At 49.1% G+C, this 17,508-nt stretch carries 12 protein-coding genes; 10 read left to right on the forward strand and 2 right to left on the reverse strand.

Annotated elements, in window-relative coordinates; all coding sequences use genetic code 11:
* Window positions 1-397 precede the first annotated feature (397 nt).
* From ACR0QT_RS06435 to ACR0QT_RS06480, 10 genes are all read left to right on the forward strand, one after another.
* Window positions 398-1,408: an ABC transporter ATP-binding protein gene (locus ACR0QT_RS06435; RefSeq protein ID WP_432630013.1), complete on the forward strand. Its 1,011-nt coding sequence runs from the start codon at window positions 398-400 to the stop codon at window positions 1,406-1,408.
* Complete coding sequence (locus ACR0QT_RS06440) at window positions 1,401-2,378, forward strand: ABC transporter ATP-binding protein (protein ID WP_432630014.1); 978 nt, start codon at window positions 1,401-1,403, stop codon at window positions 2,376-2,378. Before ACR0QT_RS06435 ends, ACR0QT_RS06440 begins: the two co-directional genes overlap by 8 nt.
* A 255-nt stretch (window positions 2,379-2,633) precedes the next feature.
* Entirely contained in the window at window positions 2,634-4,274 is a 1,641-nt protein-coding gene (locus ACR0QT_RS06445) for an ABC transporter substrate-binding protein (protein WP_432630015.1), read from the forward strand.
* A gap of 76 nt (window positions 4,275-4,350) precedes the next feature.
* Window positions 4,351-5,370 (forward strand): ABC transporter permease, encoded by a 1,020-nt coding sequence (locus ACR0QT_RS06450; RefSeq protein ID WP_432630016.1) that lies wholly within the window; start codon window positions 4,351-4,353, stop codon window positions 5,368-5,370.
* Entirely contained in the window at window positions 5,370-6,206 is an 837-nt protein-coding gene (locus tag ACR0QT_RS06455) for an ABC transporter permease (protein ID WP_432630017.1), read from the forward strand. Before ACR0QT_RS06450 ends, ACR0QT_RS06455 begins: the two co-directional genes overlap by 1 nt.
* Window positions 6,207-6,789: 583 nt before the next feature.
* A complete protein-coding gene (locus tag ACR0QT_RS06460) occupies window positions 6,790-7,866 on the forward strand; it encodes a M24 family metallopeptidase (protein ID WP_432630018.1) in 1,077 nt (358 codons plus the stop codon).
* A 171-nt stretch (window positions 7,867-8,037) separates the two neighbouring features.
* The gene (locus ACR0QT_RS06465) at window positions 8,038-8,616 is read left to right on the forward strand and encodes a peptidylprolyl isomerase (protein WP_432630019.1); all 579 of its coding nucleotides are present in this window, start codon (window positions 8,038-8,040) and stop codon (window positions 8,614-8,616) included.
* 358 nt (window positions 8,617-8,974) lie between these two features.
* Window positions 8,975-9,562 (forward strand): xanthine phosphoribosyltransferase, encoded by a 588-nt coding sequence (locus ACR0QT_RS06470; RefSeq protein ID WP_177978148.1) that lies wholly within the window; start codon window positions 8,975-8,977, stop codon window positions 9,560-9,562.
* A gap of 3 nt (window positions 9,563-9,565) precedes the next feature.
* A complete protein-coding gene (locus ACR0QT_RS06475) occupies window positions 9,566-10,900 on the forward strand; it encodes a uracil-xanthine permease family protein (RefSeq protein WP_432630020.1) in 1,335 nt (444 codons plus the stop codon).
* A 302-nt stretch (window positions 10,901-11,202) separates the two neighbouring features.
* A complete protein-coding gene (locus ACR0QT_RS06480; RefSeq protein WP_177978178.1) occupies window positions 11,203-12,615 on the forward strand; it encodes an FAD-dependent protein in 1,413 nt (470 codons plus the stop codon).
* Between the two features lie 237 nt (window positions 12,616-12,852).
* Here the strand turns inward: ACR0QT_RS06480 and mfd are convergent, their stop codons facing one another.
* A complete protein-coding gene (mfd, locus tag ACR0QT_RS06485; RefSeq protein ID WP_432630021.1) occupies window positions 12,853-16,410 on the reverse strand; it encodes a transcription-repair coupling factor in 3,558 nt (1,185 codons plus the stop codon).
* A 323-nt stretch (window positions 16,411-16,733) separates the two neighbouring features.
* Window positions 16,734-17,312: an aminoacyl-tRNA hydrolase gene (gene pth / locus ACR0QT_RS06490; protein ID WP_432630022.1), complete on the reverse strand. Its 579-nt coding sequence runs from the start codon at window positions 17,310-17,312 to the stop codon at window positions 16,734-16,736.
* Window positions 17,313-17,508: the final 196 nt, after the last annotated feature.

Here is a 17,508-nt window from a genome sequence, read left to right on the forward strand (position 1 = left end):
TTCAATGATGTTCTGATTATAACATTTTCCAGCGTTTCGTTCAACAATGTGACAAAATCCTACGTACTTTTTATGCCTTTTTTTGATTTTTTTCTATTTTTATTCGTTTTTTTCCTTTTTTTCTTCTTTAAGGATTTATTTTTTTAAGATCTTCTGAACAGTAACTCCGTTTCTTCTTATTGAATTCCTTGAAAAAGTGTGGTATCCTGTCACTTAAATAACAAATTCAATAAATTCGTATTTTTTTACCCGTTTTACTCTACTGCTTTAAATTGTTGAACACCAAAGTACTAAAATAAACCGGGTTGAGATCGTACAATTGGAATAGCTTAAAAGCATGAACATTGAACATGAAGAAATAGAAACAAAATCGAAACAAAACAGAAATGAGGTCACTATGAATCAGGCAGAGACGATACTTGAAATCAAAGATCTGTGCGTGGAATTCCGGACAATGGCTGGAACCGTACATGCGGTTGATCACTTAAATTATACGCTTCATCGCGGGGAGAAGCTCGGAATCGTCGGAGAGAGCGGAAGCGGAAAGAGCGTTTCCTCCCTCGCAATGATGCAGTTGATCCCGAATCCCCCGGGAAAGATCACCGGCGGTCAGATCCTCTATCGCGGTCAGGATCTCACAAAACTCTCAGAGAGAGAGATGAGAGGCATCCGCGGAAACGAGATCTCGATGATCTTCCAGGAGCCGATGACTTCGTTAAACCCGATCCTTCGCTGTGGAAAGCAGATTGCGGAATCGCTCAGACTGCACCGCGGAATGAAGAAGAAGGAATCGATGGACGAGGCGATCCGCATGATGCAGGCAGTCGGCATTGCAAATCCGGCGGTTCGCGCCTACGAGTATCCGCATCAGATGTCAGGCGGTATGCGCCAGAGAGTCATGATCGCGATGGCACTCGCCTGTCAGCCTCAGATTCTGATCGCCGATGAGCCGACAACGGCTCTCGATGTGACGATTCAGGCTCAGATCCTCGATCTGATCCGCCACTTGAATGAGACGATGAAGACCTCGGTTGTCTTCATCACCCACGACCTCGGCGTTGTCAGCGAACTGTGCGATACCGTCATCGTCATGTACACCGGTCACATCGTCGAGCAGGCTCCGGTGCGTGAGATTTTCGAGAATCCGCTCCACCCTTACACACAGGGACTTTTAAGCGCGATCCCGAAGATCACAAAGGAGAGAAATCCGTTAAGCACGATCGAGGGCATGGTTCCGAACCCGACCGACCGGATCTCCGGTTGCAGTTTCTGGCCGAGATGCCCGTATGCGACCGAGCGCTGTAAGCAGGAAGAGCCTCCGGTATTCTCCGCTGGAGAGAACCGCAAGGTGCGTTGCTGGCGCTACGACAATTTGAACGAAACGACAGGAGGTTCTGACAATGGCTGAACAACATGAAAATTCCAAAGACGTACTTGTCCGGGCCGATCACGTCAAAGTATATTTCAAAGGAAAAGACAAGAAATCCGGCACGGTTCGCGCCGTCGACGATGTCTCTTTTGATATCTTCAAGGGAGAGACCTTCGGTGTCGTAGGAGAGTCCGGATGCGGAAAGAGTACCCTCGGAAGAACACTGATCCGACTGATCAATCCGACCGACGGTCACGTCTACCTCGACGGGGAGGACATCTCCTCGCTCAAGGGAAACGATTTAAAGCAGATGAGAAAGAAGGCACAAATCATCTTTCAGGACCCTTCCGCTTGCCTCAACCCGAGACGGACGATCCACCAGATCCTGATGGAGCCTTTCGAGATCCATCACCTGACCGGAAAGATCGATGTGAACGCGAGAATTGAGGAGCTTCTTCATCTCGTCGGACTCGACACCTACCATCTGAGCCGTTATCCTCATGAGATGTCGGGTGGACAGAAACAGCGTATCGGCATCGCCCGCGCCCTCGCCTTAAACCCACAGATCATCATCTGCGATGAGGCGGTCTCCGCCCTCGATGTCTCGGTGCAGGCACAGGTTTTAAACCTTCTTCAGGATCTGAAAAAGAGACTCGGACTCACCTACTTTTTCATCTCCCACAACTTGAACGTCGTCTATCAGGTCAGCGACCGCGTCGGCGTGATGTACTTGGGAAAGATGGTGGAGATCGCCACCTACGACCAGCTCTATGAGAAACGCTATCATCCTTACACCGAGGCGCTTCTCTCCGCGATCCCACAGGTCGACGCTTCCGAGCAGAAAGAGAGAATCCATCTCTCCGGTGAGGTTCCAAGCCCGTCAAATCCGCCGTCCGGATGCCGGTTCCACACGAGATGTCCGAAGGCGTGCGAGCGCTGTTCCTGCGACACCCCGGAACTTCGGGAGATCGAGCCGGGTCACTTTGTCGCCTGTCATCTCTATGACTGAACAGACTGCGACGAAACAAACTAAATCCATGACTAATCATGTGATTAAGCAAGGGATACTCACTTCCCTGAATATTTTGACTGAGAGATCATGTCGGCCTGCAACCGCAATCCGGCATCTCTGATAAAATCATTGCAACCGGAAAAATACCGGCAACTTGAATTTGAACTTAAATTTGAGCTTAAATTTAAACTTGAATTTGAACTTGTCGATACGGAACCGTTGCAAACTAGGAAAAAAGAGGAGGTCACAATTATGAAAAAGAAAAAATTCATGGCTCTGGCACTGGCTATGGCAACCGCAGTAGGTTGCACAGCATGTGGTGGCGGTAAGTCCACCACCGAGACGACTCCGACCGGATCTTCCGATTCCGCTTCCGAGTCTCAGGCTTCCACCGGTGACAACACCGTCATCGTCGCAATGGGCGCTGGTTTCTCCACCCTCGATCCGGGATATGTATACGAGAAGTATCCTCAGCTGATCGTCAACGCGTGCTATGAGAACCTGTTCAAATTCTATGAGAACGACGGAACTCCTCAGCCGGCTCTTGCAGACAGCTACGAGTTCTCCGACGATGGTCTGACCCTGACTGTAAAATTAAAGGACGGCATCGTCTTTGCAAGTGGCAACACGATGACTTCCGCCGATGTCGCATTCAGCATTAATCGTACCAAGAACTTAAAGGGCAACCCGTCCTTCATCTGCGACACGATCGACAGCATTGAGACTCCGGATGACTCCACCGTTGTCTTCCACTTAACCGAGCCGGACAGTGCAATTCTTTCCAAGCTGACTTACAGCTCCTTAGCTATTCTTGACAGCGCAGTAGTCAAGGAGAATGGCGGAACCGACGCGGAGGATGCTGCCTCCACCGATACCGCACAGAGCTTCCTCGATAGCGCAAGCGCAGGAAGCGGTATGTACATCCTGACGAGCTACACCCCGGACGAGGAGGTTGTGCTTGAGAAAAACCCGAACTACTGGGGCACTTCAGCAAACGTTGACAAGTACATCTTAAAGATCCAGCCAGATGCAAACACCCAGATGATGACGCTCTCCAGCGGAGATATCGACATCGCACTGAACCTGACCGATGACACGCTTGAGGAGCTCAAAGGTTCTGAGAACGTGGAGATCACCGACGGTCTGACCAAAATGATCGGCTTCGTGATGATGAACATGGATGAACAGTACGGCGGTCCGGTATCTGATCCGAACGTGCAGAAGGCAATCCGCAAGGCTCTCGACTACTCCGGCATCCGCATGATCTGTGGTGAGGGAACCGTGACTCCTTACTCCATCATTCAGGACGGCTTCATGGGAAGCAAGGGCGATCGTCCGGACGACTACACGAACATTGAGGAGGCAAAACAGCTCCTCGCTGACGCTGGATATCCGGATGGCTTCAGCGTAGATATGACCGTATCTGATCTGGATATGGAAGGAATCCAGCTGACCGACCTTGCACAGAAGGTAAAGGATGACCTGTCTCAGATCGGCATTGACGTCAACATCGTGACCGAGGCATGGGCTGCCGGCTACGGCGATGCTTACCGCAATGGCACCCTCGGCTTCACTGTGATGTACTGGGGCGTTGATTACAGCGATCCGAACGTACAGCTCGAGTTCCTGCCGGGTGGAACCGTTGGAAAGCGCGCTGGCTGGACTGCTGAGATCGATCCGGAGCTTGCCGGCATGTACACCGAGGCAATGGCTGCTACTGACAACGATGCAAGAACCCAGGTTCTTGAGAACATTCAGGATGCTATGTACGAGGATGGTCCGTTCATCGTCATCGCACAGGCTCCGGCACACATTGCACACTCAAGTCGTCTGGCAAATGTAGACATCTTCGATTCCTACACGATCGACCTGACGGAAATCAATGTAAAATAATAACGTAAAATAATAATGTAAAATAATTAGGAAGTTTTTTACGATTGCATCACAAGATTCAAAAGAGAGGTACTAAATGGGAGAGCTGAAATTTATTGGAAAACGTGTGGTTTATCTGGCCGTCATGCTTTTCGGAGTTGCCACCCTCGTCTTCATCCTCACAAAGATGATCCCGGGTGATCCGGTTGTTGCGAACTTGAGCCAGAGAGCCTTAAATGATCCGGAGATCGTGTCTGCCTACCGCATAAAACACGGTCTGGACCAGCCACTCATTGTGCAGTATTTCTACTACATTCGTGACCTACTGCATTTTGACCTTGGAACGTCCATCCGCACCAACCGCCCGGTCCTTGACGACCTCGCGCGGTGCTATCCGGCAACTCTGGAGCTGGCTCTTTTCTCCATTGTGATCGCGTCCCTGTTCGGCATCCTGTTTGGCATCATCTCTGCCATTCGCCGAAACAGCATTCTCGATCAGATTGTGAGAGCCATCTCCGTCACCGGCGTCAGCATTCCGGCATTCTGGTTTGCACTGCTGATGCTCTATTTCTTCTATTATAAGATGAAGATCTTTCCGGGACCGGGACGACTCAGCAATTCGTTTTCCGCCCCGGCAACCGTGACCGGCATGTACGTCATCGACAGTCTGATCGAGGGTGACACGGCAAAAGCGCTCGACGCAGTCCGTCATCTGATTCTGCCGAGCATCGTGCTCGCCGCTTTCACGATGGGACTGATCACAAGAACCACGAGATCGAACTTGCTCGACACTCTGTCTACCGACTATATCCGAACTGCAAAAGCGAAGGGTCTTAGCGGTATGGCACTGATTATCCACCATGCACTCGGCAATGCGCTGATCCCGGTTATGACCGTCATCGGTCTGGGACTCGGCAACCTGCTCGGTGGTATGGTTCTCGTCGAGACGATCTTCAAATGGCCGGGCGTCGGACAGTTCGCCTACGAATCTGTCATGGCGGCTGACTATCCTGCAATCATCGGAGTCGCTCTGCTAATTGCGCTCAACTACATGATTATCAACACGGTAGTCGATATCCTGTACGGAATCATCGATCCGAGAGTGAGGTGCAACTAATGATTCATTCCCTGAAAAAACTTTTGAAATCCAACTATCTTTTTACCCTGGGAATTCTCATCTGTCTCGGATGGATTCTGGCTGCCATCCTTGCTCCGGTTATCGCTCCGTATGATCCGATTGCCCAGGATCTGACGATGCGTCTGAAAGCGCCGTCCGCCCTCCACTGGTTTGGAACGGACAACTTTGGACGTGACATCTTCAGCCGTGTGATCTACGGCGGACGCTACTCTCTGCTCGCAGGATGCCTCTCCGTCACGATCGCAGGCGTGATCGGAACGCTCTACGGAGCTCTCGCCGGATATGTCGGCGGATGGATCGACAACGTGATGATGCGTTTTTCGGAGATGATCCTCTCCTTCCCGTCGCTGATCCTCGCAATGATCATCAACGCCGTGATGGGATCTAATCTGTTCAATACGATGTTTGCGCTCGTTATCGTCTCATGGCCGACTTACGCGCGCCTGATGCGAAGCGTCGTGCTGAGCGTCAAGGAAAACGAGTATGTCACTGCTTCCGAGGCACTCGGAGCTTCCAAACTCCGCATTTTGATGTTCGACATCATCCCGAACAGTGTCAGCTCCGTGCTGATTATGGCGACGACCGATATCGGAAATAAGATCCTGATGTTCTCGACGCTGAGCTTCCTCGGACTTGGATCTGCACCGCCAACCCCGGAGTGGGGCATGATGGTTTCCGACGGTGTGGATTACTTCAATAAGTTCTGGGTCGCAGGATTTCCGGGACTTGCGATCTTCACGATGGCGGTCGGCGCGAACTTCATCGGGGATGGACTTAGGGATCTGCTTGATCCGAAGCTGAGGACGCAGTTCTAAGGGCTGAGGTTTTGGATGTTTTAAGGTGGCAGTTTCAGTTTTTGGTTTCTAGGTGATTTCCGAAATTTGGGAGAGCTTAGATTTTAGACGTTAAACCTTAGACGTTAAACCTTAGATCTTAAATTTCAGATTTTAGATTTTTAATTTTTTCTCTGGGCGACTCCGGCAAAATAAGTCCTGCAAACTCGCTCTCGCTCCGGGTTCAACGTAGCGGTGCATAAGGTCGCAAAATACGCGACCTAAACACCGACGTTTCGCACGGGTTTGCAGTGACTTTTTCGCCTTCGTCGCCTAGATATAAATGACTTTTCTTATAAAAGTTTCAAGTCGACGCTCGTAGCGCATATAATTACTTGGGAATTCCAAATGTTTAGTATATAAATGTGATTTCCGCAAAACTTTATAAAATATATTTTTATGAAATCCCGCAACCGGGATTTTTTGTGCATCTGGGATCTTTTTTCCCGGATTAATCCGTACTATAATCTCCTTAGATAAAAATTCTTATGTAGGTTCGCTCTTACTAAGAGAGAGGATATATATAATGAATTACAAATAGAATTTAGAAAGGACGTTATTTATCATGAATGAATCAAGAGCAAATCGAATTCTCACTGCATTGAAAGAGCAGGGGGCGGAGCAGATGCTGATCGTTGATCCGATGTCTATCTGCTATCTGACTGGTGTCTCTATGGCTCCATTTGAACGTTTCTACGGTCTTCTGCTTCGCGCCGACGGTCATCACGTTTATTTCCTGAATCGTCTTTTCCACGTTCCGGAGGATGTTGGAATTGAGAAAGTATGGTATTCTGACACAGATCCGGTTATGGAGATCGTCGCAAAATATCTCGACAAGGATGCTCCTCTTGCAGTGGACAAGGAGTTAAAGGCTCGTTTCCTGCTTCCGCTGATGGAGATGCACTCTGCTTCTGCTTTCATCAACGGTTCTCTCGCTGTCGACACGACCCGCGGAGTTAAGGATGAGGAGGAGCAGGAAAAGATGCGTGTTGCTTCTGACATCAACGACAAGGCGATGGCTCAGTTCAAGACGCTGATTCATGAAGGCGTGACCGAGAAAGAGGTCGCAGATCAGATGCTTCAGATTTATCTTGATCTCGGCGCTGATGGTTATTCATTCCCGCCACTCGTCGCTTTCGGTGCAAATGCTGCTGACCCACATCATTCCCCGGATGATACGGCTGTCAAGGCTGGCGACTGCGTATTGTTCGACGTCGGATGCATCAAGGACGGCTACTGCTCCGATATGACCCGTACCTTTTACTTTAAGACGGTAAGTGAAGAGCACCGCAAAGTCTATGATACCGTTCGCATGGCAAATGAGACTGCAATCTCCAAGATTCGCCCGGGTATTCCGCTCCATGTGTTTGATGATACTGCAAGAGGTCTGATCAGCGACGCCGGTTGGGGCGAATATTTTACCCATCGTCTCGGTCACTTTATCGGTCTGTCCGAGCATGAATTCGGAGATGTCTCCTCGACAAACATGTGGGAGGCAAAGCCGGGCATGATCTTCTCGATCGAGCCGGGTATCTATCTGCCAAAGGATACGGGTGTGCGCGTTGAGGACCTTGTTCTCGTGACTGAGGATGGCGTCGAAGTGCTCAACCACTACCCGAAACAGCTTGAGATCATTGAATAATTGTAACTGTTCAGTAGGTCTGCGCATTTACTGCGCTGACCGTACAAAAATATGAGCTGGCAAGCAAAAATCCCATTGTCGAAGACAATTTTTAATGGATTTTTGCTCGTGACTGTGAAGGTACTGAACAGTTACGAATAATTGCAAAAAACAGGAGGATACAGATCTGGCATGAAACATCCGATTGTCACACTTCATATGGCAAACGGTGCCGACATCGTGATTGAACTTCTTCCCGAGTCCGCACCGAACACCGTAAACAGCTTTCTCTTTGGTGCCTGCAATGGCTATCTTGACCACCATGCGATTGAGCGCATCGTCCCGGGGAACTGGATCGATGTCAGCTATACGGCATTTGGAAAGAAAGAACTTCAATATCTGATTCCGAATGAATTTGAACTTCATCCGGAGATCACTCCACTCGACTCCCACCCGGGCTGTGTCTGCATGGGCGGATATGGAGAAGCAGGACTTGCAAGCTGTGAGTTCTTCTTCCCGCTTCGCGACTGTCCGGATCACAAGGGAACCTACCCGGTATTTGGACATGTCGTATCCGGAATGGACGAAATCAAGCGCATTGCGGGCGTGAAGACCGTTCCAGTCGATTTTCCGATTCCGGGAGTTGAGGTCAACAAACCGGTAGAACCTCAGGTGATTGAAACCGTTGAGGTCGAGCTTTTCGGAGAGACTTACCCTGAGCCGGTCCGTGTGGAAAATCCGAAACTGCCTAAATGCTGGCCAAAGCTGTAAGTTTCGTTACGGTAATTAAGTTTTTTCTTAAATTAGATGAGGGGATTTTCTGTTATGAAAATCCCCTTATAAAGTGATACAGATTTTCAAAAAAAATGGCTAAATGTCTCATTTTCATTTTTTCTTGTTTGTAGTACAATGTTTGTAACCATTTACACAGCAATTTTGCTGTGCAAACTTGTCACTGTACACGGGTAGGCATTTTCTGAACTGAAAATGCCGTATGATACAGTGGTGGCAGCAGATTTTGCCGATTTGGAATGCGAAGCATCGGCAAAATCCGTTACTGTTTGCGCAATGCGTAAACAGTAACGTGCAAACTTTTTTAATTTTAATAAACATAGGAGAGGGAAAGAGAATGAATTTTCTGGAAGAACGCATTGTAAAAGACGGAGTTGTAAAACCGGGTAACGTACTGAAGGTAGATACCTTCCTGAATCATCAGATGGATATTGAGCTGATCGATCAGATGGGTGCTGAGTTCAAGAAACGTTTTGGTGACGCTCCGATCACTAAAATCCTGACAATCGAGGCTTCCGGCATCGGCATTGCCTGCCTGGTTGCACGTCACTTCCATGTTCCGGTTGTATTTGCAAAGAAATCCAAGAGCATCAATCTTGACGGTGAGATGTATGTCGCTGAGGTAGAGTCCTTCACCCACAAGTGCAAGAATCAGATCATCGTTTCCAAGAAGGTACTGAGTCCGGAGGATCACGTCCTGATCATCGACGACTTCCTTGCAAATGGCTGTGCGCTTCAGGGACTCCTCTCCATCGTGGCTGAGTCCGGCGCATCCGTTGAGGGCATCGGTATCGCAATCGAGAAGGGCTTCCAGCCGGGCGGTCGCATGATCCGCAACCTTGGATACCACCTCGAGTCCCTCGCAATCGTGGACGGCATGAACGACGAGACGGGTGAGATCATCTTCCGTCCGCAGGAGGCATAAACAATGAAATCGACAGAGTCCTCCGTTCAGAACATTTACACACTTGACGGTCACGTCCCGCTCGCGCAGGCAGTTCCGTTTGGTCTCCAGCACATTTTGGCAATGTTCGTCGCAAACATCGCGCCGATCATCATTGTCACCGGAGCCTGCGGACTTGATGCCTCCCACAGTGCGATGTTGATCCAGTGTGCAATGATCATCGCCGGTATCGGAACGCTGATTCAGCTCTTCCCAATTTGGAAGATCGGTTCTGGACTTCCGATTGTGATGGGAATCAGTTTTACCTTCGTCTCTGTATTCTGCTATGTTGGTCCTGCCTACGGTTACCCCGCTATTGTCGGTGCCGTTCTTATCGGCGGACTGATCGAGGGTGTCCTCGGACTTTTTGCAAAGTACTGGATGAAGCTGATCACTCCGATCGTCTCCGCGAGCGTTGTAACTTCGATCGGATTTTCCCTGTTGTCTGTCGGTGCTGCCTCATTTGGAGTCGGTAGCGGAAGTGAGAACTTCGGCGCACCGGCCAACTGGATTCTCGGAACGGTGACTCTGATCTGCTGTCTGCTGTTTCACATTTTTGCGAAATCGTATTTCAAACAGCTTTCTGTCCTCTTTGGACTGATTGTCGGATATATCCTCGCAATCTGTATGGGAATGGTGGATTTCTCTGCTCTGCATGGTGTCTCTGTGGTCGCTCTCCCGAGCTTCCTTCCGTTCAAGCCGGAATTTGATATCAATGCGATCATCGCGGTCACGCTGATCTTCCTCGTCTCTGCGACGGAGACGATCGGTGACACCTCCGCACTCGCATCCTCCGCACTTGACCGAAATGCTTCTGAGAAAGAGACGACAGGCTCAATCACCTGCGACGGCTTTGTAAGCTCGCTCTCCGCGCTGTTCGGATGCCTTCCGATCACCTCCTTCAGCCAGAACATCGGTCTTGTCGCAATGACAAAAGTCGTAAACCGCTATGCGATTGCAACGGGTGCCATCATCATGATCATTGCCGGTGTCTTCCCGGCTGTCGGCGCACTTCTTGCAACGCTCCCGGATGCGGTTCTCGGCGGTTGCACGATCATGATGTTCGGAATGATCGTCATGAGTGGAATCCAGATGATGAGCCGTTGCGGTTACAGCCAGAGAAACATCACGATCGCCTCGGTTTCTCTGAGTGTCGGAATCGGATTTACTCAGGCACCGGAGCTCTTCGAGATCTTCCCGCAGATCATCCGCACCGTGTTTGCAGAAAACTGTGTTGCTGTTGTCTTCCTCGTATCCGTCATTCTGAACCTGGTTCTGCCGGCTGATATGGAGGCAACATCCGCAAAGAAAAAAGGATAACCCTCGCTTGTTCTAATGGAAATACAGGACACTTTTTTACTTGCGAAATTTCGCATTTTGTGATAGCCTATTAACGTCAAAATGCGTGTATAGGTTCAAGATAGGTTCGAGTTTATGCGATGCATGAACGATAACCACGATAGGGTTGAACGTTTCTACCAGCTGCCGAAACAGTTGCCTACAGGCTTCTGTTTTGCGTATGCTGGTTTTTTGTGCGCCTTTCTGACAGCATCAACAACATCAACGATGCAGAATTGCGGTTATTTATTACCATTTTTGTTTAAAGAAAAGGAGTTTTGTACATGAGTCAGAATCAGAAAAATTATGATGTCATCATCATCGGAGCAGGTCCGTCCGGTATCTTCTGTGCTTACAAACTGATTGAGAAGAAACCGGATATGAAAATTCTCATGATCGAGAAAGGTCGTCCGATCGAAAAGCGTGTATGTCCGAAGAGAACGACTGGTGTATGTGTCGGCTGTAAGCCGTGCTCCATCACGACCGGATTTGCAGGTGCGGGCGCATTCTCCGATGGAAAACTGTCCCTCTCCCCGGATGTCGGCGGAAATCTTCCGGAGATTCTCGGTTATGACCGTGCAGTGCAACTCATCAAGGAATCCGATGATATTTATCTGAAATTCGGCGCAGATACCAGCGTATACGGTGTCGACAAGCAGAGAGAGATCGAGGAGATCCGCCGTAAGGCAATCGGCGCAAACTTAAAGCTGATCGAGTGCCCGATCCGTCATCTCGGAACCGAGGAAGGATACAAGATTTATACCCGTCTTCAGGAGCATCTGCTCGCTCAGGGTGTCATTATGGAGTTCAACACGATGGTTGAGAACATCATCATCGAGGACAACGTCGCAAAGGGCGTCATCACCGACAAGGGCGAGACTTACTATGCGCCGGAAATCGTTTCCGCAATCGGTCGAGAGGGCTCTGACTGGTTCTCCCACGTCTGCGGAGAGCATGACATCGAGACTCAGGTCGGAACTGTCGACATCGGTGTCCGTGTTGAGGTTCGCGATGAGGTTATGGAGTTCCTGAATAAAAACCTCTATGAGGCAAAGCTCGTTTACTACACCCCAACCTTCGATGATAAAGTTCGTACCTTCTGTACCAACCCGTCCGGTGAGGTTGCAACGGAGTATTATGAGAACGGTCTTGCCGTTGTAAACGGTCACGCTTACAAGTCTCAGGAGTACAAGACAACCAACACGAACTTCGCACTTCTCGTGAGCAAGAACTTCACCCGTCCGTTCAACGAGCCGATCGAGTACGGCAAGCACATCGCCCAGCTCTCCAACATGCTCTGCGGTGGTCGCATCATGGTTCAGACCTTCGGTGATTTCCAGAGAGGTCGTCGTACCACAGAGGAGCGTCTGTGCAGAAACAACCTGATCCCGACCTTAAAGGATGCCGTTCCGGGCGATCTGTCCCTCGTTCTGCCTTACCGCATCATGAAGGATATCAGCGAGATGCTGATCGCACTCGACAAGGTAACGCCGGGTATCGCAAGTGATGAGACTCTGCTCTACGGTGTTGAGGTAAAATTCTACTCCAACAAAGTTGTCGTAAACAAGGACTTCGAGACAAGCATCTCCGGTCTGCGCGCAGTCGGTGACGGTGCATCCGTGACGAGAGGTCTTCAGCAGGCATCTGCAAACGGACTCAGCGTGGCTGAGAGTATTCTGAAGAAGATGGAGCAGTAATATAACCAAGTCTCCGAAAAAGTCGACTTGAATCATCCACATGTCTTTGGGACAGTATTTTTCCACATAAGAAACGCGCGGAAGATTTCCACAATCCTCCGCGCGTTTCTTTATCCACAATCATCTGAGATTTTTTTCGTTTTCTGCACATCTCAATCTCACATGCTGATTCACATCGTCCTAATTTGTATTCTGATTTGTACTCTGTTTTGTATTCTCATTCGTATTCTCAGAATCTTATTCTTTTATATCGTTTGTATTTTTCGCATCTTCCGCAAGTTTTCCGATTGCAAGTAGAAGCTCTTTTGCCTTCTCAAGCATTGCCATACAATCTTTCTGCTTCTTTCTCTCTGTATACAGGAAATACGGCTCTTCTGTCATCATAAACTTGAGATTTCCTTTCTGAGAGGCAACAAGCTCCGGAATTCCCGACGGATCGAGTTTTGCCTGCTTGAACATCTTTAAGCGCACTTCCTGACGATTTACTTTGACTTCCGTCACGTAGGCGCGATGCGCCTCCGCCTTGAGCATTGCGACAACAAGCAGATTTTCCACCGGTTTGGGGATCTCTCCGAAACGGTCAAGCAGTTCATCCTGCATATCCATGTATTCCTCTTCGTTCTCAATCCCAGAAATTCGCTTATAAATGTCGAGCTTCTGATACTCATTCTTGATATAGGAAGCCGGAATATAAGCGTCGATGTCACACTCCACAACAGACTCGAACTCGTCCTCCTCGTTTCGCTCTCCCTTGAGCGCAAGGACTGCCTGATTCAAGAGCTTGCAGTACAGATCGTATCCGACTGCCTCCATATGGCCGTGCTGTTCCGCGCCGAGCACATTTCCCGCTCCTCGAATCTCGAGATCCCGCATTGCGATCTTGATTCCACTTCCGAGTTCCGTGAATTCTCGGATTGCCTGAAGACGCTTCTCCGCCTCCTCCTTGAGCAATTTATCTCTCTTATACATCAGAAATGCATACGATGTGCGGTTCGAGCGTCCAACACGCCCGCGGAGCTGATAGAGCTGGGAGAGTCCCATCTGGTCGGCATCGTGGATGATCATCGTGTTCGCATTCGGAATATCAAGTCCCGTCTCAATGATCGTCGTCGACACAAGCACATCGGTGTCCCCGTTGATAAAATCAAACATGATCTTCTCGAGCTTGTGCTCCGACATCTGCCCGTGCGCGTAGACCACATTTGCGGACGGAACGAGTTTTTGAATCTTTCCCGCAACCTCCTCGATATCCTTGACGCGATTGTATACATAGTAGACCTGTCCGCCCCGCGCAAGCTCACGGTTCACCGCCTCGCGGATCATCTCCTCGTTGTACTCCATCACATAGGTCTGGATCGGAACTCGGTCAACCGGCGGTTCTTCGAGCACGCTCATATCGCGGATTCCGACAAGACTCATGTGCAGGGTACGCGGAATCGGCGTCGCCGTCATCGTCAGAACATCGACATTTTCCTTGAGCTGTTTGATTTTCTCCTTATGCGCAACGCCAAAGCGCTGTTCCTCATCGATGATCAAAAGACCGAGATCTTTAAACTTCACATCTTTTGAGAGCACGCGGTGTGTGCCGATCACGATATCCGCCTGTCCCTTTTTGAGTGCCTCAATCGTGTTCTTGATCTGCGTCGGAGTCCGGAAGCGTGACATCAGATCAACGCGAACAGGGAATTCTTTCATGCGCTGAACAAAGGTATTGTAATGCTGTTGCGCAAGGATTGTCGTCGGAACGAGATAGACGACCTGTTTGCCCTCCTGAATCGCCTTAAATGCTGCGCGCAGAGCAATCTCCGTCTTGCCATAACCGACATCCCCACAGATCAGACGATCCATGATCTTATGGCTCTCCATATCGCGCTTCGTGTCCTCGATCGCCGTGAGCTGATCGTCGGTTTCCTCATACGGGAAAAGTTCCTCAAATTCTCTCTGCCACACCGTGTCCGGTCCGTAGACAAATCCATCTGTATTCTGTCGCGCTGCATAGAGCTTGACTAAATCCTTTGCAATCTCCTTCACGGCAGTGCGCACACGAGTTTTTGTCTTATTCCACTGCTCTCCGCCGAGTTTATTTAACTTCGGCGCCTTCGCATCCCCGCCCGCATACTTCTGGATTCCCTCAAGTCTCGTTGCCGGCAGGTAAAGATTTCCTCCATCCGCGTACTCGATCTTTAAATAATCTTTTACGACCTTGTCTCTCTCAATCTTCTCGATTCCACGGTAAATACCGAGTCCATGATCTTCATGGACAACATAGTCGCCGACAGAAAGCTCGGTAAAACTCTGAATCTTCTTTCCCTCATATGCAGTTTTCCGGCGCTTCTTTTTCTTACGCTCCACGCCAAACATATCGCCCTCAGTGATGACGACAAATCGAATCTGCGGATACTCAAATCCACGATGGAGCTTTCCATAAGTCACAAGAATCTCGCCGGGCTGAACTTTTCGCTCCTCATCATCCGGGCAGAATGCGCTCAACTCGTACTCTCTCAAATCGCCCGCAAGACGGCTTGCCCTTGTCCTCGAACCCGAGAGCAGAATCACGCGGTATTTCTCGCGCTTCCACCGTTGAAGATCCTTGATCAGCATCTCAAAATTATTCTGATAGGACGCAACATTCTTCACGCTGATCGCATATCGGTTCTTCACTTCCATCCCCGGAAGTTTCTGTTCCAGTCCGGTCAGATAAACGGTATTTGCGCGCTGTGCATGTGCGAGAACCTCATTGACCGGATAGAGAAGAGCAGTCTGTCCCGGAAGCAAATATCCTTTTTCAAGACGGTGCATCATGCTCTCGCGAAATTCCGTCTCAACCGCGGTTCCCTTCTCGCGAAGTCGCGCCGGCTCATCCAGAAAAATCATGCTCGTCTCCGGATCAAAGTAGTCAAGAAACGACACGGTCTCCCCGCTGAAATACGAGAGGTAGGCATCGAGTCCCTGAAGATTCCAACCTTCCTCAATGCCCTCGGTCAGTTCATTCACAATCCGCAGAATGCGCCCAGCCTCCTCGGTCTTTCTCTGACTTCTCAGGCTCTGCTCATAAATTTTCTCCTCTTCACGAATTCTCTTCACTCCATCTGTGAGCTGAGACGGGGTCAGAATCGTCTCCATCGCCGGATAAATTGCGACTTCATCGAGCTGTTCAATCGAACGCTGACTCTCCAAATCAAACGAGCGGATCGAGTCAACCTCCGTGTCCCACAGCTCAATTCGGATCGGAACTTCCTCAGTCAGCGGAAAAATGTCGAGAATACCTCCGCGAATCGAGAACTGCCCCATGCCGTCAACCTGAGCAGTGCGCTCATAGCCGAGTCGCACGAGCTGATCTTTCCAGTAATCCAGATCGAGTTCCTGACCGTTCTCAATATGCAAAACGTGTTTTTTCATCTGCGAAAGCAAGAGAAGATGATCCATCAGACCGTCAAGCGTCGTCACGATCACGCCGGATGCATCTTCCATCAGATGACGAAGCACAGAGATTCGCTGGCGCGCCAGAAGATTTCCGTGAATATCCGCACTGTAAAACAGCAGATCCTTTGCGGGATACAGCCACACATCATTTCGGAAACAGCAGAAATCGTCGTAGATTTCTTTTGCTCTTGCATCCTCATACGTCACCACAAGCTTCCACGGTATCTCAGATGCCGTCTCCTGCATCAGATGTACCTTCTGGGAATCCATGCATCCGCTGACCTGAACGGGACCTTTTCTCCGCTGGATCTCACGATTCAGTTCCTCGAACTCCGCCAGTTCCGACAGCGGACTTGCAAATACCTGACTCATCTTCTCTTCACCTCCACATATCACATTAAAATAATTTTTTAATCCATCTTCAAAATTACTTACATCGATATTTTTTACACGTTATTATTCATTATAATAGCGTTTTTTCATACTTACTTTTTCTTTCGTAATGCTCCGCCGGCGAGATAAGTCACGCAAACTCGTTCTCACTCCGGGTTCGACGTAATGGTGCATAAGACTGCAAACTACGCAGTCTAAGCACCAACGTCTCACACGGGTTTGCTTAGACCTTCTCGCCTCTGTCGCTTCCACATCATACTGGATAATTCTACATTCAATTTGAAAAATCCTTTTTAATACTTTTACTCTGCCTTTTTCTTTGCATTGTAATGATTCATTGCACGATCAGCACCATCTCGCAACATCATTTCTACCGCATCTGATGCCTCTTTAAATGCCTCATTCATCACAGTCTGATCTTCAGCCGAAAAATGTCCCAGCACATAGTCTGCAAGATCCATCTTCGGTGGTTTTGCACCAACTCCAACCTTGATTCTCGGGAATTCCTGATTTCCAAGCTGGGCAATGATATTTTTGATTCCATTGTGACCGCCTGCGCTTCCCTTCAGACGGATTCTGAGCTGTCCCGGATCAAGGCTGATGTCATCGTAAATCACAATTAGCTCCTCAGACGGATCAAGTTTATAGTAGTCCATAACCTCACGGATACTCTCTCCGCTAAGATTCATGTAGGTCTGAGGCTTTACAAGAATGACCTTCTCGCCCTCTATCATTCCCTTTCCGCAAAGTGCTTTATGCTTCTTCTCACTCACATCAATGTTGTGGCGATCTGCCAGCACATCGATCACGGAAAAGCCTGCATTGTGTCTTGTCTTATCATATTCCCGTGTCGGGTTTCCAAGTCCTGCAATTATATACATTGTTCTTTCCTTTCCTAATTACAAACATTTAAGGCGCTCTGTATTCGCTTCTATCATACAGTTTAAAGTCATTTATAAGTAGAGTCTTGCACCATTTTAGCAGTTGTGAGGTGGGTTGTAAAGTCCCGCCTAACTCTCTCTCATCTTTAATTTTTTCTCATAACTTTTGCAAAATTTTTTCTTTTATAGTGCAAAA

This window comes from Brotaphodocola sp., from assembly GCF_050873365.1.
Taxonomy (GTDB): Bacteria; Bacillota; Clostridia; order Lachnospirales; family Lachnospiraceae; genus Brotaphodocola.